Source organism: Noviherbaspirillum sp. ST9 (assembly GCF_048799745.1).
Lineage (GTDB): Bacteria > Pseudomonadota > Gammaproteobacteria > Burkholderiales > Burkholderiaceae_D > Noviherbaspirillum.
Genome location: NZ_JBLWFR010000004.1, coordinates 226571 through 244996, shown reverse-complemented (window position 1 = coordinate 244996; position 18426 = coordinate 226571). Strand labels below are relative to the sequence as shown.

The window sequence follows — 18426 nt, the reverse complement described above, 5'->3', positions numbered from 1 at the left end:
ATGTGCGGTTCAAGGGACTGTAGCACTCTCCACCACGCGCTCCAACTCTCCCACCGGCATCGGCTTCCCGAACAAATACCCCTGGAACAGATCGCACCGATGCTCCCGCAGGAACACATGCTGCGCATCCTTCTCCACGCCTTCCGCCACCACTTCCATGTCCATCGAGCGGCTCATGTCGATGATGGTCCGCACGATCGATGCATCGCCTTCGTCCGCCTCGATGCCCTTGATGAAAGACTGGTCGATCTTGATCTGGTCGATGGGCAGGCGCTTCATGAAGATCATTGACGCGTAGGCGGTGCCGAAGTCGTCGATCGCGAAACGGATGCCGCGCTGGTGCAGTGCCGTCATCTTGGCGACGGCATCGGCGACGTTGTCGAGCACCACGCCTTCGGTCAGCTCGAACTTGAGACGTTCGGGGTTGGCGCCACTGGCCTCCAGCACTGATTCCACGTTGCGTACGAACTCCGGATGCCGGAACTGGCGGGCGCTGATGTTGACGCTGACGACGAGGTGTTCCATGCCGGGCACGCGCGACCAGGCGGCGACCTGCGCGCACGCGTGCTCCAGCACCCATTGGCCGACCTGCAGGACGAGGTCGGTCTCTTCGGCGACCGGAAGGAAGCGGGCGGGCGGGACGGTGCCGTGGCCGGGCATGTCCCAGCGAAGAAGGGCTTCGACACCGGTGATCTTGCGCGCGCCGTTGATCAGCGGCTGATAGTAGAGGGCGAAACCGTCGCCGGCGAGGGCATTGCGCAGTCCGGTTTCGATTCCCGCCTTCTCGGTCAGCTCGGCCTGCATGTCTGCGTCGTACATGCGCATGGTATTGCGGCCGGCATCCTTGGCGCGGTAGAGGGCAACGTCGGCATGCTTCAGCAGGATCTCGACCGGCTCGGCATGGCCGAGGAAGCCGCAGATGCCAATGCTGGGGGTGTTGTGGTAGCCGCTTCCGGGGATGCCGCGCAGCGCGTACGGCCGGTCGAGCGCGTCGATGATTTTGGCGGCGACGGTCTCCGCCTGCGCGGCGGCAGCCGATTCGTCGGGACTGAGGTCTTCTAGCAGGATGACGAATTCATCGCCGCCCTGTCGCGCCACGGTGTCGCGTTCGCGCACACACCCCTTGAGGCGTTCGGCGACCTGGACCAGGAGCTGGTCGCCGACATCGTGTCCCCAGCTGTCATTGAGGGTTTTGAAGTGGTCGAGATCGAGCAGCATGATGGCGCCGCGGGTCCTGTTGCGGGCGCTGACAGCGAGCGCGTGCGCGGCGCGATCCATGAGCAGGCGGCGGTTCGGCAGGCCGGTGAGCGCGTCGTAGAAGGCGAGGTCGCGGATTTGCGCTTCCGCCTTCTTGCGCTGGGTGATGTCGGAAAAGGCGGCGACGTAGTGCGTCGTCCTGCCGCCGTTGTCCTTGACGGCGGAGATGACCAGCCACTCGGGATAGATCTCGCCGTCCTTGCGGCGGTTCCATATCTCGCCCTGCCACGTGCCGGTGTCGACGATGTCGCGCCACATCACACGATAGAAGTCGGCGTCCTGCCTGCCCGAGTGCAGGATGCCGGGGTTCTTTCCGATGGCTTCGTCAGTGCTGTAGCCGGTTACCTGCTCGAAGGCGCGGTTGACGCGCAGGATGGTGCCTTTCGCGTCGGTGACGATCATGCCCTCCTGCAGCTCGAACGCGGCGGCGGCGATACGCAATTGTTCGTCGGCCTTCCTGCGTTCGGTGACATCGGTGATGAAGCCATGCCAAAGGGTGGCGCCATCCTCCAGGCGCTCCGGCCGCGCGCTGCCGTAGTGCCAGCGCATCCCGTCGTCGAGCATCACGCGGTATTCCTGTTGCCAGGGTTTGAGCGTGCGCGCCGAGTCCTCGATGTTTCCGGTAACGGCAACCAGGTCGTCCGCGTGGATCCGCGACAGCAGTTCGCTCGCATCCTCGCGCACCTGTTCCGGCGTGACGCCGTACATCTCGACAACGGCGTCGTTGACGAAGGGGATGGCAATGCGGCCGTCGGGCGAAACGCGGATCTGGCAGATCAGACCGGGAACCTGCCGCGACAGTTTGGCGAGCAGGCTGTGGCTTTGCTGCAGAGCCTTTTCGATGCGCTTGCGTGCGGAGATGTCCTGCTTGATGCCGACGAAATGGCTGATGCGGCCGCTACCGTCCTTGACGGGCGCGATGACCAGTTCCTCGTCGTAGAGCGTGCCGTCGCTGCGCCGGTTGAGCAGCTCGCCGCGCCATGCCTGGCCGGAGAGGATGGTGCGCCAGAGATCTTCGTAATAGTCGTCCTCCGAGCCGTCCTGTGCCGTAAGCTCGGATGGGCGGCGGCCGATGACCTGCTCCCTGCGGTAGCCGGTGAGGGTTTCGAATCCGCTGTTCACCCATTTGATCGCGGCACTGGTATCCGTGATGAGGACGCCGGCGCCGACCGCTTCCAGGGCGGCCACCTGCAGGCGGCTGCGTGCTTCGCTCTGTTCCAGCGCCGCCGCGGCTCGCACCTGCCGCCGAAGTCCGGCGGCGATGAGGAGGGCGAAGAAGCCGAGCAAGGCAGTGGCCAGCACGCCGCCGATGAGGAAATTGCGGCGCTCGGCATGGTAAGACGCAAGCAGGCTGTCGACACCTTCGCCGATCACGACCACCAGTCCGAAGTCATCCAGCTTGCGCCAGGTGTAGATGCGCTCAATGTCGTCCGTCTTGCCGTGCGCCTGGAAGTTGCCGGTTTCCTGGGCCGTTGAAAAGAACGGACGGTCCGCGAGGGATGTGCCGACGGCGGCTAGCCCGTCCGGCGAACGCGAAAGGATCTCGCCGCTGGAGCGGACAAGGGTGACCGTGCCGTCCCAGCCGAGGTTGATGGAATCGTAAAAGCGGGAGAAGTATTCCGGCGCGACCGACATCACGATCACGCCGAGAAAACGGTTGGCCTTGTCGCGGATCGGACGGGTGAACTGGATGCTCCAGCGTCCGGAGACGCGGCCGAGCGTGGGGCGGCTGATGAACAATTGATCGGCGCCGCTTGCCTGGTGGACCTGGAAATGTTCGCGATCATTGAGGAACACGGGCTTGGCCTCCGGATCGAGGCTGCTGTAGACGAGTTGTCCGTCGCCCTTGATGACGGCGACCTGGAAGCTGACGTCACGCACGAAGTAGTTCTGCTGGCGCTGGACGGCATCGTGGAATTCGCTCGGATCGCGGCGCCATTGTTCGCGCAGGGCGATGAGGGAGAGGTCGATGCCGCGCAGCGAAGCGGTCACCTGCTCGGCGAAGGCGCGCGCGAGATTGGCGCGGTCGCGCTCGGCGGCCCTGAGCAATTCCTCGCGCGCGCTGTTGAGCTGGACATGGATGGCGCCCCAGAGTGCGGCGAGGATGAGAACGAAGAACAGCGACAGCTGGATGGCGAGCCGGCTCATGCGCGGCGGCTTCGCCACCGGAGGCGCGGTTGATGTCTCCAGGCCCGTGTTCGCGGGCAGCGCGTGTATGGTCGAGGCGGCCATCATCGGCCGCCCGGCAAAAAGAATATTGCTGACCGGCGTCGTTCAACCGACACCCACATTCCAGCAGCGAGATTTGAATTACCCACGGCAGCCCGTCCTTGCACCAACCGGTCTTCCCTGGCAAGGACTTCCGGCAATGTTGTTGTTACAACAATACTAGGAGCCGAGCGCGGAAAATTGATTGATTTAGCTCAAGTTTGTCCGTGTGCGATGAGCGCGCCGGTTGTGCGGTCCAATGCCATATGCCTGGCCTATCTGTCCTTGCGCACCAGCTTCGCCTGATCGATCCTGTTCGCAGGCTCGGCCTGCCAGACAACCCGGTCATCCACCGCGTAGAGCCAGCACTTCACGTTCTTGCAGAATGAGAGGCTCGCCTGCATGGCATCGGCTTTCCCCGCACTGACTGCCCAACCGCCCTTCTCCGTGATGACGAAAGCCTTGGGCGACGGATCGGCAAGGTATTTTTCGTAGCGGGCCCGGGCTTTCTCGCTGCCCGGCAGCGCTGCGACATCATTGATGTCGGCATAGCCGCTTGCCTGCGGCACTTCGAACAGATGCCCGAGGAAGCGCTCCTCGTGCGTGAGCCGCAAAGGTTCGTTCAACTGCGCCGAGATGAAGTCGAACATCAGCCGGTGCGCCTTTTCACGCGCGGCGGGGTTCCCTCCCACCGTGGCGGTGCCGCTCCGGGTCCCGGCCACATTCGTTTTCGTGTACGGTGGCGTCATTCCGTCAAATCCATGGTGGCTGTCCGGAAAGACGTGCATCTCGAAGACGGCATCCTTTTGCGCGCGCATCACCTTCTCGCGCAGCTGGATGCAGGCCCGGGCCGGCGTCCAGTCGTCGCTTTCCCCGATCATCAGCAGCAGGGGAGCAACGAGTTCGTAGTTCCACATCTTGAGGAAGCCTGAGCAGCCGGGATAGAGGGCAACGACGGCCTTGGGTTTGATGGCCTGTTCCTTGACCGCCTTCTCCGTGCGATCGAGCACGCTGAGCGCCGTCTGTCCGCCATGCGAACGGCCGACCACCACGATGCGCGCGCTGTCCACACCCGGCTGCTGCGCGAGCCAGCGCAGCGCGGCGAAGACGTCGTCGCGCCGGTTCTCTTCAGAGACGGTGCGGCGGTCTCGCGGGATCTCACAGATCGATCGCAATCCGCGTGACGTGAAACTGTCGAGCGCAAGCAGATGCATGCGCTCCGCGTTGAAGTAGCTCGCATCCCGGAAGTAGCCGGGGTTCAGTTTCTGCTGATCGTCCACTGCCCCGCCGCATCCGTGCAGGACAACGACAGCCGGGCGGGGCTCGGCAGAGGCGGCAGGAAACCAGTAGCCGTTCAGTTCAAGTTGATAGTCAAGGCTGGGAATGGAAACGCGGTCCATGCACTGGGCAGCACTGCCGAATGCAGTGAGACATACCAGGAGCGCGGAACGAAGGAGCACGCGTGTGGACATGTGGCGGTATCCGGGGTCAAGGATGACAAGTGTCGGTGGATTGTCACGTGAGGAAACGCGTGCGTCAATTGCCCTCGACCGGCACCGCCACATGTCCTCAGTCGTTCGACAGCGCGCGAAGGAAAGACGGGTCGTCAAACAGCTTTCCCGCCAATGCCCTGTAGAGTCGCTCGAATTCTCCGGCGGCCAACGGTACGGCGACGACGCCGACGAAAGGCGAGTCCCAGGCCGTTGCCCCGGATGCTACAGGCGCCAGTAATCCTATGAACATGGGAACGTCAACATGCCCTCCTTCGATCACCGTCAGAAGCTGTAGCTCGCGCCAAAGCGCAGCACCGGGTAGGCCTTGAAATCGTCCGCTTCGTCATTGAGCCGGATGTTTTCCGCAGCCACGTCGGCGGCGAGTTGCGCGCAGAGCGGTGCAGGCGCGGTGCAGCCGACATTGGACAACGAGGTGCGCGGCGAGCCCTGGATCATGACGCCGAGGTCGGTCGAGAATTTCCAGCCCTTTTCCTTCGCAAGTGCGTTACCCCAGCCAATTCCGAGGTAAGGCGCGATATTCCGGAAATCGATCCTGCCATCCAGTGTGCCGGCGGCAGCGGCCGGGTAGGTGCGGCCGTTCAGCGTGTACGTCCCTGCCGCGGTCGGGCGCCCCACAGCGTCGATCTTGTTGCCGTTGAAAACGATACCGCCGGTGAAGCGGAAGCCCGTTCCCTGCGGGAAGTAATCGAGCAAGGCGTCGAAGGTGCGCAGCTTGAGCTTGAAGTCGTAATCGAGGTCGGAAGTGCTGCCGTCGTAGTTGTACCGCAGCGCGTTGACGCCGAAACGCGCATTGAGATTCGGCATGACCGGAACGCTGACATGCGCGCCCAGTCCGGTGGTCCCGAGCGATCCGGTAACGCCGACCTGCGCATGCGCGGCGACGGAGGAAAGGCCCGCGACGAGGCAGGCCAGGGCAATCTTCTTGTTCATGTTGGCTCCTGTTGATGTCCGTGTGGGTTCGCCACATGGAATCTTTGTCACGTTTCATCACGCTTGGTTCACGACGCGCAGCGTGGATCGTGTTCCCTGCATGAAACCCGAAAACCCATTATTCTCGTGCGCGCCTGCTCGCCAACTGGACGAACAGCGCCATACCGATAACTCATCAAGGAGAACACCATGCGCCTGGTTCTGGCCGCCCTACTGACCATGACCGCCGGATTGAATGCCGCACACGCCGCGACGCAGCAGCAATGCGAAGCCCTGCTCAAGCCCGTCGAGGAAAAAGTCGCCGGCTTTCAAAAGATGCGTGGCGACAAACCGACGCCGCAGGACTGCGCGCGCTCGTCGGAACTCATCAAGCTCTACACGAGTTACCAGAAGCAGGCCGACGGCATGAATTGCGCATTCGCCTATGTGGGCGGCCAGAAAATCGGCGGCGCGTCGGAGCGCGCCGACCTGCTCGCCGATATCAAGCAGGCGCATAACGAGAAGTGCCGCTGAAACCCGAACGCGGCATTCCGTGATCACCCCGGGAGTGCGCCTCGATCAGAAACGATGGCGCACCCCCAGTTGCACCGCCCTCGCGTCCTGCCCGCCGCGCGTGGTGAAGCCACCGCTGTAGCCCGCGCCTCCCAATGCGTACTGTGCGTTCGCGTCGTTGTTGGCGAGCGCGAAAAACAGGTACACATCGGTCCGCTTCGAGAAGTTATGGTCATAGCCGAGCGAGACCAGGGTCACGTCGCTGTCGGGGAACAGGTCGTTCCTGGTATGGGCCACAGCGCCCATCAGACGTCCTGCGCCAATCGTGTAGTGCATGCCGAGCGACGCGCTGTCCGCATCCAGCCGTGCGTTCGTGTTGATGGTCCCCACCACCGTCGGCACCAGTGCCGCACCGGCGGCGCCAAGCGCGGTAGTGATGGTCGGCGTGAGTGCAAAGCCGATGCCGGGATTGTCGTTCTTCATCGTCATGTAGCCGGCAAAGAATTTCATCTTGCCGAAGGTGTACGAGCCACCGACGACAGCCGTGCGCAGCGAACGCGCGCCGAACGGATCGTCCTCGCGGTTGTAGCCGATGCCGACGTTGAAGTCATTCGCCTGGTACTTCACATTTCCGCCGACGAAGCGGTTGGACACGCCGAGGGAACCGGAGCCGCGGTCCTCGGGGCTGTACATCAATGACGCGCCAAGACCGTTTGGCAGTTGCATCCGATACTGGATCGCATTGCTCGAACGGATCGCCACACCGGGCGTGTACAGCGCGCTGGTTCCGGTCGTGATGCTGCCCCAGCCGCCCACCGAACCGGTTTCGAAGGTATCGGCCATCGCGCCGATTTCGTAGGCAGGGGTGTACTGGCGACCGAGCAGGATGGCGCCGACAGGCGTAATCAGGCCCACCATCGCCGTGCGATCGAACAAGGCGCCGCCGGCGTTGACCACGGCCGGATTCTGGCCGAGCGCCGTCGCCAGCGCGAGCGAGCTTGCCGCCGGAAGCGGCGCGCCCTGCAGCAGCGCGAAATCGGGATTGCGTCCGAGGTAGCCGTTGCGCAGTTCGCCCGTATCCAGCTCGAAGCGCGACTCCAGCGTGAAGGTCGCCTTGAACCCGCCGCCCAGGTCTTCCGTCCCCTTGAAACCGATACGCGATCCATCGGCCATGCCGCTGGCGAGGTTGGTTTGCGTGCCGTTGCCGAAGCGCGATGCCTGGATGCCGGCGTCGACAATGCCGTAGAGAGAGATGCTGGATTGCGCGAGAGCGGGCACGGCGCCGAAGAGTCCGAGCACGGCGGCGAGAGTCTTGATCTTCATGTTGCCTCCATAGATTGTTTTTCTTCGCAGGAAGCAGCGCCGGTGCGAATCATGCGCTGCTTCTCAGTGAATATCACTTCACTGGGGAGCAAGCTTGGGGAGTGTCAAAGGATGGGGTGACAGATGGTTGTGGTGTGGGGAATTCGCGACGGGGTGACGGTGTGGCGCCAATGATGTGCGCGTGGTCTTGCAAGTCTTGTTACTGGCCGAACACGGTCCACGGCAAGATGCATCCCATGGACAAGACCTTTTGCGTTTACATGCTCGCCAGCGAGCGATACGGCACCTTGTATTTGGGCGTCACTTCCAACCTGATCAAGCGCGTTTGGGAACATCGGGAAGGGGTGGTGGATGGTTTTACCAAGGAGCACGGCGTCAAGCATCTGGTCTGGTATGAGATGCACGCCGATGCCATCGCTGCGATCACGCGCGAGAAGCAAATCAAGAAGTGGAATCGGGAGTGGAAGATCAATCTGATTCAACGAGAGAATCCGCAGTGGCGGGACTTGTATGACGCGTTCACTGCTTGATCTTCGCGTCCATGCGCTACGGTACGTATATCAGTTTGCGATACATCGGCGCTTAAATGCGGGCACCGCCGATTCCATCAACGATGTCCTCTCCCCGTCGTCCTCGCGAAGGCGGGGACCCATAGTGAGTCGGTTGGAACGCCTGGCTTATGGGTTCCCGCCTTCGCGGGAACGACGGGCTACTTGATGAGGCAAATCGACCATAGCCACCCGCCTTCCGACTCGAGTTGCAAAGATGCGGGCAGAGATTAGCGCCTTCGCGGCAATGACGGTGAACGAGAATTACAAGATGAACGTGATGTAGTGGCGGGACTTGTATGACGCGTTCACTGCTTGATCTTCTGGTTGGTTGCGCATGCGTTTCAACATGCATTTGACGGCGGGTAAATGCGCTCGATTCAACTAGAAAAATATCCCGTCATTCCCGCGCAGGCGGGAATCCATAGTGAGTCCACTTTATGACCCGGCTTATGGATTCCCGCCTTCGCGGCAATGACGGGGAGAGGGCATTACATGATGAACGTGATGACCCCGCTTGCGAGGTGACGAAGACGAGCTGCCACCCTATCACTTCTGCTGCAGCACCCACTGCACCAGCGTCCTGGCTTCCTTCTCATTGACACCGGTGTTCGCCGGCATCGGCATGCCGCCCCACGCGCCCGTGCTGCCCTTCAGCACCTTCTGCACGAGCGCATCCTCGGCGCCCTTCTGGCTGCCGTACTTGGCCGCGACATCCTTGAATGCGGGCCCGACCACTTTCTTGTCGATGGCGTGGCATGCCATGCAGTTCTTGGCCGTGGCAAGTTTGACATCGGCGAATGCGCTGGTGGAAACGATGCTGCCGGCGGCGAGAGCGATACAAAGGTAACGGTTCATATTCTTTCCCTGGAAAATCAATGTTGGAGTGGACGGCACGGGCAAGCCTGCCTCCCGGCCAGGCGGCATTGTCGCGGCCCCGTTTCCGCATTTCCTTAATTTATGTTCAGAAAATCGCGACTGTGCCTTATCCTTACTGGCGTAGAGACTATTTCTCAACCGCCCAGTCAAGAGAGTGCGCGCATGAACCAGCCGCAAGCCGCAAAAGAACGCCTCCTCGCCCAGGCCCGCCACGACTACCAGCCTGCCCTCGTCGCGGTCGATACGGACGCCATCGCGCGGCTGCCGGTGCGCGCCGACCGGTTCAGCCATGCGACCACGGGGCTGTCGGCAAAACCCGCCGGGAAAACGCATGAAGGCGCGGCGGCCTACAGCATCGTGCTCAACAGTTTGAACTTCATGTTCTGGACGCCCACGCCGGAAGGGATGGTGCGTTACCACTGGAACGGCGCGGGCGGTGCGGACGGCCTGACCGCCGCGCTTGACCAGGTGTGGGGCGAAACAGCCACGCCGGACCGCCTGCGCGAACAGCTGGGCGCCTCCGCGGAACAAACAGTCATCCATGCCTTCGGCGACATTCCGCTGGCACGGCGCCGCGCCCATTTCCTGCGCGAAGTCCTGCAGGGCGATCAACTGGAAAAGGCCGCTGCCGAACTCGTCGCCGCAGGAAATACGGGCCGCCTCACCTCTGACGATGCGGAACGTCTGGCAAAACGGTTCCCGGTTGCCTACGGCCAGGACGCCTACCTGATGCGCGCGCAACTGGCGGTCATGTGGTACGCGGGGTATCTCATCGACCAAGGCACCGGCATCGACTGTGACGTCATCGTCGCCGCCAATTACCAGATGCCGCGGGTCATGCGCTCCATCAAGGCCCTGCGCTATGCCCCGGAGCTGGCCGCGAAGATCGACCGCCACACGCTCATCCTGCGCCACAGTCCCGAGGAGCGCGCGATCCGGGCGGCCACGGTGCTCTGCACGCAAGCAATGGCCCAGCACCTCGGCGTGTCGGAGCATGCGATGGTCAATGTGCTGTGGCAGAACCGGCTGGCCTGCGGCGCGATTCCGCATCACCTGACCATTACGACCGATTATTGAGGGTGCCGATCAAGACGCCCCGGTCACAAGGGGCCACACTGCCTGTGCAAAGTCCTTGATCGCCGGATAAGCCCACGAGAAATTCTCCCGAACCGTCTTGAGGAGAGTGGCGCCCTCTTCCACATTGCCGGGATTGCTGAGCGCGCGTTCTTTCAGCGCCGTCATCCGTGCGAGCGCCGCGTCGACGTCGGCATGCGTTTTCCCGAGCGACTCGGCCAGCGCGCGCAACGCCTGCTCCGTCGATCGGAACCGATGCTCGACTTCTTCCTGCGTGACGGTGACGGTACCGCTCACGCACGCTGCATTCCCCTGCGACACGGCGCCGAAGGCCCCTGTCCCGCCCGAGACGTTGATGTTCATCTTGTTTGTCATGTCTTCGCGCCTCCGCCGACGGCCATGCCGGACACCTTGTTCATCGCGCCCTGCACCACCGAGCCGAACGATGTCTGTCCGCCGCTGACATTGATGCTGAGGATGTTCGCTTTCTGCTGCTTGAGGTCACTGGTATCGATGCCGAACGAATCCAGCACCTCGACCAGCGTTTCGAAGGCCACGAACTGCAGCTCGCGCGTGCGGTTGACGATGTCGATCTCATTGAAGAAGCCGGGATAGACCGTCATCACTTTCTTCAAAGGGTCATACTGCCGCTGCACGATCGCGTAAAGGATGAAGGGCAGCATCACCGGCGACAGTGCAAGAAACCAGAAGGTCTTGTTCGGATCGCGAATGCCGCTCACCAGCAGCCACCAGCGCACGCCCTGGATATCGGCGCTGCGTGTGAAGCCGCACATGATGCTGAACCCGGCGTGGCGCGTTGTCTCCTTCGCGCTGCTGACGAGAAAAGTCCGCGCCTCCGGTGCGGGAAGATCGCGGTCGACGTCCTTCAAGGTGATTTCCTGGAAGGCGGAGTAGCCCAGCTTGCCGCGCAAGGCTGCACCGAGCGCATCGCGAAATGACTCGTTCACCGCCTCCTTCGAATGGAAGACATGGTGGAAGCTTCCCCACTGGAAGCCCAGCGCATCCGTGGCGCCCGATTGTGCGAACTCGATGGTGTTGCCGGTGCGTCGCGACTCGGCCCGGGCGATCAGCCGCCAGGCGATGAGCATGCACGCGCCTGCATACAGCAGGAGCAGCACGGCAGCGCCCGGCATGCCGGCGAACAGCACGCCGAACAGGTAGAGATACACGATCCCGCCAAGCAACGCATTCCACGGTTTGAATCGCATGTTTCCTCCAGGCTGTACTGCGACGCAGAAGCGGTACCGGCATGCGTGTTGCCGGGGCTGGTGTGACAGGTGGGGGAGAGTGTAGGGACTGCCCGTGTAAATGACAGTTACTGGCTTGCAGCCGTTTGTCCTTGGTCAAACCTCAAGGAAAGTCACGAATGGCCGCTCGCGTCGCGGGTGAAATGCAAAGCAATCGCCCGGCCTCACCGACGCGTGGTGAGGCCGGGCGATCAATTAGGCGGAAGCTATTCAGCCACCGAAATAGATATCCTTCGGCGAATTGGGCTCATAGGTCTTGCGATGCTGGATCAGTTCCTCCCGTACCTCGTCGCGGGATTTTCCCGTATAGCGCGAACCGGAAACGCCCATCACGCCGCTGCCTCCGCTGCTGGTCATGGTTGACGGCGCCCGTGCCGGCTCCAATTCGGCGCGCACTTCAGCGCGCGATTTGAGGGACTTGAAATCGCGGAAGAAATCTTCTCCATCCCGCATGCCGACTTCGGCAACGGCAACGCCGGATACGGCCAGTACGGAGATTGCTGTTATTCGGGAGATGCATCGCGTGGTTTTCATATTGACCTCCGATCAAGCAAACAATCGACGACACGCTGGCACGATGCAGCGTGCGCCGCCTCGCTCCTTGCAGTCGTCCGTTTGCGCAGGCCACTGCGAGTGCGTTCAGTGAATGCGGTTCAGCCAGCCGGCGACCGACGGGATGGGGGGTGAGGGCTGACTCAGGTCAGCGGCAGGGGGAGGCGAGGCAGGTCTTGCGTGATTGGCGCAATCCAGTCCGCCGGGTTGGCGGACTCGATCTGTCCCGTGCTTCGGGAGCCACCGAGATGATGCGCATAGCATGGGTGCCAACCACTATATGTCGCGTCATCCGTGACTTCAAGGAAAATCGTCGAGCCGCTGAAGGCCGGTCATCAGCGAGGTTTCAGCGGCTCGTTCGCGTGCGTGGCTGCGGTGCCTTTCGCGTCGATTCGCGAAGCAGAAGCGGGTTCGCGAACGCGTGCCTTGTCATCACGCAAGACCTGGATCGACGCCTCGACCAATCCGCAGCAGCGCTTCAACCGCCGAAATAAAGATCGCTCGGCGAGCTGGAATCATGGGTCTTGCGATACTGGATCAGTTCGTCCCGCACCTCCTGGCGTGTCTTGCCCGTATAGCGGGAACCCGGCATGCCGCGCACGCCGCTGGCGCTATCGTAGCTATCGGCGCTGATGCGGTCGCTATTCAGGCTCGATTGGCCGCGTGCCGCGTCCAGCTCCGCCCGCACTTCCGCACGTGATTTGGTGGACTTGAAATCGCGGAAGAAATCGCTCCCATCACTCATTCCTACGTCTGCAACAGCGATGCCGGAGACGGCCAGTACCGAAAGTGCAGTGATTCGGGAAATGCATCGCGTGGTTTTCATGTTGACCTCCGATCAAGCAGACAATTGACGGCACGCTTCTGGCGCCGTCTCGATTCGTGCAGCGACCGGTTCGCGCAGGCCGCTGCAAGAGCGCTTCGGTGAATGCGGATACTGTCAGCCGGCGACCAGCAGGCTGTAGGAGGAGGCTGACTCAGGTCAGCGGCAGGGGGAGGCGAGGCAGGTCTTGCGTGATTGGCGCAATTCAATTCAAGCCGCCGCTTCGGCGAACACAAACTGTCCCGTGCTTCAGGAGCCACCGAGAAGAAGCGCATAACGTGGGTGCCAACCCACTATATGACGCGGCATTCGCCACTTCAAGGAAGAATGAAGCGCGCTTGAATCCTGCTCATCAATGGAAGCGGCCCGGCGATTCTGCCGGGGGATTGGGCTGCGTGCCCGGCGCGCTGTGCGCGTCGCTTCCCGACGCAAACGACGCATCACGGTCCTGCGGCTTGTCGTAACGGAAGACCTGGATCGACTCCTCGACAAGGCCGCGCAGGTGCCGCGGCGTGGACCGGTACCAATGCACGAGGAACTCGCGAAAATCCGCTCCCTTCGGCGGATCGCCGGCATTGAGATAAGCCACCGCGCGCCAGTCGCTGTTCTGCTCCATCAAGGGCAGGAACAGGCTAGCGACGAGCTCGTTTTCCTTGCGCATGTACGGACTGGAAACGAGTTGCGGCGCCGCCCTGCTGAACCACTGTTCGAAGGACACCCCGGCCGGCAGCTTGCGATGCCGGTCCGACAGCGCGCGCCGTGTAAAGGCCTGGATCGTCGGCGCATATCCGCGCGATTCCGGCAGAGGCGGTGCAGCGTTCCAGGTGAGCGAGAAGTGCTTGAGCATGTACAGCGACACCGTCTCGCACAGCATCTCCTCGAACCACTGGTGCCGCCGGTGTTCCGGTTTGGCGTTTTGTTCGTAGCTGGCAAGGATATGCACCAGCTCGTGCGAAAACTCGTACACGTACTCGGCCCAGTTCTGGTCCTTCGCGGACAGCATGACCTGGTATTCATTGCCCGGCCCCTTCTGGAACAGCACGGCCGGTCCGCCGGAGGCATGGGATACCACGATGGGATGCAGCCGCCGGTTCGGAAAATGCTGGAGCATTTCATCGGCAATTGCGTTGAGCAGCATCTCGATCTGCCAAGGCGATGCGTCGCCCCATGCACCATCGACCACGCGGATCAGGCTTTCCTCCTGCAGGCGCGCCTTCTTTTGCGGTGGCAACTTGGTCTCGGCGGCTTTCACCCCCTGCATGTTCATCAGCGCCAGGAAAACCGATGTGAAGATCGCGGCCCGCTTCATTTGATCATCTCCTTGGCTTACGCCGTTTCCCGCTCGAATTGCATAATTGAATATAGACCCCGGCGAGGCGGATCAGAAGCAATTTCGCTTGGCGGCGTGCATGGTAGAGTCGCATATTCCCGCTGCCGTCGCGTTAATGGCGGGACGCAACTTTTGACGGCTTCAGCGGCTCTATGGATCGTGTGGTGCTTCGACCCGCGAACATTGCCGGCACGCATGGATATCACTTACCTCATACAAACCTACGGATACCTGGCGGTCGCGCTGGGAAGCTTCCTCGAAGGGGAAGCAATCCTGCTCGCCGGTAGCCTGGCGGCGTGGCATGGGCATCTGTCGCTGCCGATCGTATGGATAATTGCCGTCATCGCAAGTTTCCTGGGGAATCTGCCGTATTTCTTTGCAGGACGGCGATTCGGGGCGGTGGCGATGCGGAGGGTTCCTGCGCTGCGTGCGCGGAGGAGACGGCTGGAGCGGCTGCTGCAGCGGCATCATCTGCTGATTGTGCCGGCGCTGCGTTTTCTTTATGGCCTGCGGATTGTGGGACTGGTCACGCTTGGCGCGGGACGGATGCCGGTGTGGCGGTACATGCTGCTGGATCTGGCTGGGGCGATTGTGTGGGCGGCGTGTGTTTGTGCGGCGGGGTATGGTGCGGGTGGGTTGTTCCGGCGTGTGGTTGAGGCGGGGGCAACGACGGGGCAGTTGGCGGTGGTTGCGGGAGTGCTGGGGGCGACGTTGTTGTGGTTGGTGCGGAGGCGTGTCGTGGCAGCCAAGCGGGGGCGTGATGGGCGGTGAACATGTTACGTACAGCTCACAACGGAAACGTGAAAACGGGACCAAATCTTTCATGCACATGCGACATTGCAAGACTTGACCCCGCTCTCTCGGAGAGGGAAGCAGGTCGGGCTTTGCACAATATCCTGGACAACAACTGAATCACAGATAGTGCGACAAGGGTGCGCATGGCGCACCCTGCTCCCATCAGGCCTTGCCCAACGCCTGCTCCAGATCCGCAATCAGATCATCCACATGCTCGATACCAACAGACAGCCGCAGCATATCCTCCGACACCCCCGCCCTCTTCAACTCCTCCGGATTCAACTGCCGATGCGTCGTCGAAGCCGGATGCGTCGCCAATGACTTCGCATCGCCAATATTTACCAGGCGCGTAAACAACTGCAGCGCATCCAGCACACGCGCCCCCGCTGCGCGCGGGTCCGCCTTGTCCACGGTCTTGAGGCCAAACGACAGAATGCCCGACGCGCAGCCATCCATGTACTTCTTCACCAGCGGGAAGTCCGGATGGTTTTCCAGTCCGGCGTAGTTGACCCACGCGACCTTGGAGTGGCTTTCGAGGAAGTGCGCGATGCGCTTGGCGTTGTCGCAGATGCGGTCCATGCGCAGTGCGAGGGTTTCGATGCCTTGCAGGATGAGGAAGGCGTTCATCGGGGCGATGGCGGCGCCCATGTTGCGCAGGGGGACGACGCGGGCGCGGCCGATGTAGGCGGCGGGGCCGAGGGCTTCGGTGTAGACGACGCCGTGGTAGGAGACGTCGGGTTCGTTCAGGCGCTTGAAGCGGTCCTTGTGCTGCGCCCAGGGGAACTTGCCGCTGTCGACGATGGCGCCGCCGACGCTGTTGCCGTGGCCGCCGAGGTATTTGGTCAGCGAGTGGACGACGATGTCGGCGCCGTGCTCGAACGGGCGGCACAGGTAGGGGCTGGGAACGGTGTTGTCGACGATGAGCGGGATGCCGTGGGCGTGGGCGATGTCGGCCAGCTTGGCGAAGTCGGTGACGTTGCCAAGCGGGTTACCGATGGATTCGCAGAAGATGGCCTTGGTGCGGCTGTCGATCAGCGGGGCGAAGTCTTGCGGCTTGCGCGGGTCGGCGAAGCGGACTTCGATGCCGAGCTGCGGGAAGGTGTGGGCGAACAGGTTGTAGGTGCCGCCGTAGAGCGTGCTGGCGGAGACGATGTTGTCGCCGCTTTCGGCAATCGTCTGGATCGCGTAGGTGATGGCGGCCATGCCGGAGGCGACGGCGAGCGCGCCTACGCCGCCTTCGAGTGCGGCGATGCGCTTTTCCAGCACGTCCTGCGTCGGGTTCATGATGCGGGTGTAGATGTTGCCGGCGACCTTGAGGTCGAACAGGTCGGCACCGTGCTGGGCGTTGTCGAAGGAGTAGGCGACGGTCTGGTAGACCGGGACCGCGACGGCCTTGGTGGTCGGGTCGGGGGTGTAGCCTGCATGGACTGCCAGAGTTTCGAGTTTCATTCTTGTTTCCTCATGGTTGGTCTGATCGGTGACGGGCGGCACGGGCCTATGCTTGTGCGTGTCATGCGCGAGGGCATAACGCCGTCGAGGATTTTAACTGCGGGATTTGGCAAACGGCTGTCCCGTGCCGAGGTTTTTTCCTGGTCGTCTTATCTGGAGTCAACCGGTTGCCGCGCTTTCGGAACCTGTGTCCGGTGGGATAAGATGACGCGGACTTCCACGCACTCCCGGTCCGCATGAACAACCAGTCCGAATCGAACGGCCGCCTGCCGCCCGCGCCCATCCTGGCTGCGCGCGGGCCGGTATCAGATCCCGCCAGATCCAACATGCTTGCGCAGCGCGTGGATGCGCGCATGCTGGTGTTCATGCGGTGCGTGCTGGCGTTCTCGGCATTCCTTGTCGTGAACGTCGACCCGGCCGAACCCAGGCACCTGGTGGAACTGTCCCTGATTTCGCTGGCCGTGTATTGCGTGTACAGCGTCGTCCTGACGATGTCGGCCATGCGGGAGGGGTGGCCTCAACCGAGCCGGAAACAGCACTGGGTGGATCTGTTTTTTTATGTCTACCTGGCAGCGGTGACGGACGGGACGAACAGTATTTTCTTCAACTTCTTCCTGTTTTCCATCCTGGCCGCGGCGTTCACCCGCGGGTTTCGCGAAGGCCTCAGGGTGTCGCTGGCGACACTGCTTGCCTTTTTGCTACTGGGCCTGGTCATGGCCCAGGCGGACAGCGACTTCGAGCTGAACAGGACGCTGCTGCGCACGGTGTACCTGTTTGTGTTCGGTTACATGATTTCGTACTGGGGCGGTTATGAGAACCTGCTCAAGAAGCGATTGACGCTGCTGAGCGAGATCAATAATGCGTGGAATCCGCGCTTCGGCGTGGACCACGCGATCGGGTCCAACCTCGATCGCCTCCTCCAGTTTTACAAGGCTGAATCCTGCGTACTGCTGCTCAGGCATTCGACGCGTGAACAGGGCAACGTGATGTATCGCCGCCTGCGCGACGTGCCCGCGGTGTCCGAAGCGCCGCTCCCGATGCCGGACAAGGCAAGCGAGCCGATGCTGCGCCTGCCGCCGACGCTGGGCGCGTTCTTCCACACCCGTACCAGCGGTTTCCTGCTCGGCTGGCGCGGCTATGCGGCATGGGACCTGGTGTCGAAACAGCGCTCCCGCGACCATCTGGCCGATTGCCAGGCGCTGGCCAACCTGCTGGACACGAACACCTTCGTCACCGTGCCTTACGTCCAGCGCGACGGCACGAGCGGCAGGCTGTTCTTGTCCGGGGCGCGGCGCGGTTTCGATTATTCCGACATCACTTTCCTTACCCAGACAAGCGCCGCGCTGGCGACCGTCGTCGAGAATATCTCGCTGATGGACGAGCTGATCACGCGCGCCTCGGAACAGGAGCGCGAAAAGATCTCGCGCGACTTGCACGACTCCACGGTGCAGCCGTACATCGGACTGAAGCTGGCGCTGGACGCGCTGCTGCGCGAGGCCGGACAGGACAATCGCATTTCCAAACGCCTGTCGGAACTGGTCGACATGGCGGGGATGACCATTCGCGACTTGCGCGCCTACGCGGCGGTGACGGGGAAACCGTCCATGCCGGGCGACTTCCTGCTGGACGCAATTCGGACGAAGGCGGAGCGCCTGAAGCGCTTCTATGGCATCGAGGTCAAGCTCGATACCGTCATGTCCCATCAGCTGGACGGCAAGATCGCGGCCGAGGTGTTCCATATCGTTTCCGAAGGCATGAGCAACATCCTGCGCCACACCACGGCCAAGCAGGCCTATGTCCACATGGTTTGCGAAGGAAAGCTGCTGACCATCGACATCGGCAACGAGGCGAAGGACATGCCGGCCGCATTCATGCCGCGCTCGATCCGCGAGCGGGCGGAAGCGTCGGGCGGCAGTACCTTGGTTGAGCGCGACGCCGACGGGTATACTGTGGTTCGCATTGTCATCCCCCTCTGAGAGTGTCC

The 18426-nt window shown here is 62.3% G+C and carries 17 protein-coding genes; 5 read left to right on the top strand and 12 right to left on the bottom strand.

All coding sequences use genetic code 11. From position 1 onward, the window contains the following. Positions 1–9: 9 nt before the first annotated feature. The 4 genes from ACNOHI_RS10235 to ACNOHI_RS10220 all read right to left on the bottom strand — a co-directional run bounded on the left by ACNOHI_RS10235 (position 10) and on the right by ACNOHI_RS10220 (position 5909). Positions 10–3492 carry a bifunctional diguanylate cyclase/phosphodiesterase gene (locus tag ACNOHI_RS10235; protein WP_420474570.1) on the bottom strand — a complete coding sequence of 1161 codons (3483 nt, stop codon included), beginning with the start codon at positions 3490–3492 and terminating at the stop codon, positions 10–12. 248 nt (positions 3493–3740) lie between these two features. After that, positions 3741–4937, bottom strand: coding sequence for a dienelactone hydrolase family protein (locus ACNOHI_RS10230; protein ID WP_420474569.1), 1197 nt, complete (start codon positions 4935–4937; stop codon positions 3741–3743). A gap of 97 nt (positions 4938–5034) precedes the next feature. Continuing rightward, a complete protein-coding gene (locus tag ACNOHI_RS10225) occupies positions 5035–5208 on the bottom strand; it encodes a hypothetical protein (protein ID WP_420474568.1) in 174 nt (57 codons plus the stop codon). 32 nt (positions 5209–5240) lie between these two features. Beyond that, positions 5241–5909 (bottom strand): hypothetical protein, encoded by a 669-nt coding sequence (locus ACNOHI_RS10220; RefSeq protein WP_420474567.1) that lies wholly within the window; start codon positions 5907–5909, stop codon positions 5241–5243. A 189-nt stretch (positions 5910–6098) separates the two neighbouring features. Here ACNOHI_RS10220 and ACNOHI_RS10215 point away from each other — a divergent pair, with 189 nt between their 5' ends. Then, positions 6099–6422, top strand: a complete 324-nt coding sequence (locus ACNOHI_RS10215) for a hypothetical protein (RefSeq protein ID WP_420474566.1) — start codon at positions 6099–6101, stop codon at positions 6420–6422. Between the two features lie 45 nt (positions 6423–6467). Here the strand turns inward: ACNOHI_RS10215 and ACNOHI_RS10210 are convergent, their stop codons facing one another. After that, the gene (locus ACNOHI_RS10210; protein ID WP_420474565.1) at positions 6468–7724 is read right to left on the bottom strand and encodes a porin; all 1257 of its coding nucleotides are present in this window, start codon (positions 7722–7724) and stop codon (positions 6468–6470) included. Positions 7725–7960: 236 nt separating this feature from the next. On the opposite strand from ACNOHI_RS10210, the gene ACNOHI_RS10205 reads away from it, so the two are divergent. Then, positions 7961–8254, top strand: coding sequence for a GIY-YIG nuclease family protein (locus ACNOHI_RS10205; protein ID WP_420474564.1), 294 nt, complete (start codon positions 7961–7963; stop codon positions 8252–8254). A 567-nt stretch (positions 8255–8821) separates the two neighbouring features. Here the strand turns inward: ACNOHI_RS10205 and ACNOHI_RS10200 are convergent. Then, positions 8822–9130 carry a c-type cytochrome gene (locus ACNOHI_RS10200; RefSeq protein WP_420474563.1) on the bottom strand — a complete coding sequence of 103 codons (309 nt, stop codon included), beginning with the start codon at positions 9128–9130 and terminating at the stop codon, positions 8822–8824. Positions 9131–9313: 183 nt separating this feature from the next. Between ACNOHI_RS10200 and ACNOHI_RS10195 the strand changes: the two genes are divergently transcribed. Then, entirely contained in the window at positions 9314–10228 is a 915-nt protein-coding gene (locus ACNOHI_RS10195) for a queuosine salvage family protein (RefSeq protein WP_420474562.1), read from the top strand. Positions 10229–10237: 9 nt separating this feature from the next. Here the strand turns inward: ACNOHI_RS10195 and ACNOHI_RS10190 are convergent, their stop codons facing one another. The 5 genes from ACNOHI_RS10190 to ACNOHI_RS10170 form a co-directional block, all read right to left on the bottom strand. Beyond that, complete coding sequence (locus ACNOHI_RS10190) at positions 10238–10600, bottom strand: hypothetical protein (RefSeq protein ID WP_420474561.1); 363 nt, start codon at positions 10598–10600, stop codon at positions 10238–10240. Further along, positions 10597–11454, bottom strand: coding sequence for a hypothetical protein (locus ACNOHI_RS10185; RefSeq protein WP_420474560.1), 858 nt, complete (start codon positions 11452–11454; stop codon positions 10597–10599). The genes ACNOHI_RS10190 and ACNOHI_RS10185 overlap by 4 nt, the downstream gene beginning before the upstream one ends. Positions 11455–11703: 249 nt before the next feature. Next, complete coding sequence (locus ACNOHI_RS10180) at positions 11704–12027, bottom strand: DUF4148 domain-containing protein (protein ID WP_420474559.1); 324 nt, start codon at positions 12025–12027, stop codon at positions 11704–11706. 496 nt (positions 12028–12523) lie between these two features. Then, the gene (locus ACNOHI_RS10175; protein WP_420474558.1) at positions 12524–12871 is read right to left on the bottom strand and encodes a DUF4148 domain-containing protein; all 348 of its coding nucleotides are present in this window, start codon (positions 12869–12871) and stop codon (positions 12524–12526) included. Between the two features lie 349 nt (positions 12872–13220). Continuing rightward, positions 13221–14177 carry a hypothetical protein gene (locus ACNOHI_RS10170; protein ID WP_420474557.1) on the bottom strand — a complete coding sequence of 319 codons (957 nt, stop codon included), beginning with the start codon at positions 14175–14177 and terminating at the stop codon, positions 13221–13223. Between the two features lie 216 nt (positions 14178–14393). Here ACNOHI_RS10170 and ACNOHI_RS10165 point away from each other — a divergent pair, with 216 nt between their 5' ends. Further along, positions 14394–14969 (top strand): DedA family protein, encoded by a 576-nt coding sequence (locus ACNOHI_RS10165; RefSeq protein ID WP_420474556.1) that lies wholly within the window; start codon positions 14394–14396, stop codon positions 14967–14969. A gap of 186 nt (positions 14970–15155) precedes the next feature. On the opposite strand, the gene ACNOHI_RS10160 is transcribed toward ACNOHI_RS10165, so the two are convergent. Next, positions 15156–16442, bottom strand: a complete 1287-nt coding sequence (locus ACNOHI_RS10160) for an O-acetylhomoserine aminocarboxypropyltransferase/cysteine synthase family protein (protein WP_420474555.1) — start codon at positions 16440–16442, stop codon at positions 15156–15158. 236 nt (positions 16443–16678) lie between these two features. Between ACNOHI_RS10160 and ACNOHI_RS10155 the strand changes: the two genes are divergently transcribed. Then, positions 16679–18418, top strand: a complete 1740-nt coding sequence (locus ACNOHI_RS10155) for a sensor histidine kinase (protein WP_420474554.1) — start codon at positions 16679–16681, stop codon at positions 18416–18418. Positions 18419–18426: the final 8 nt, after the last annotated feature.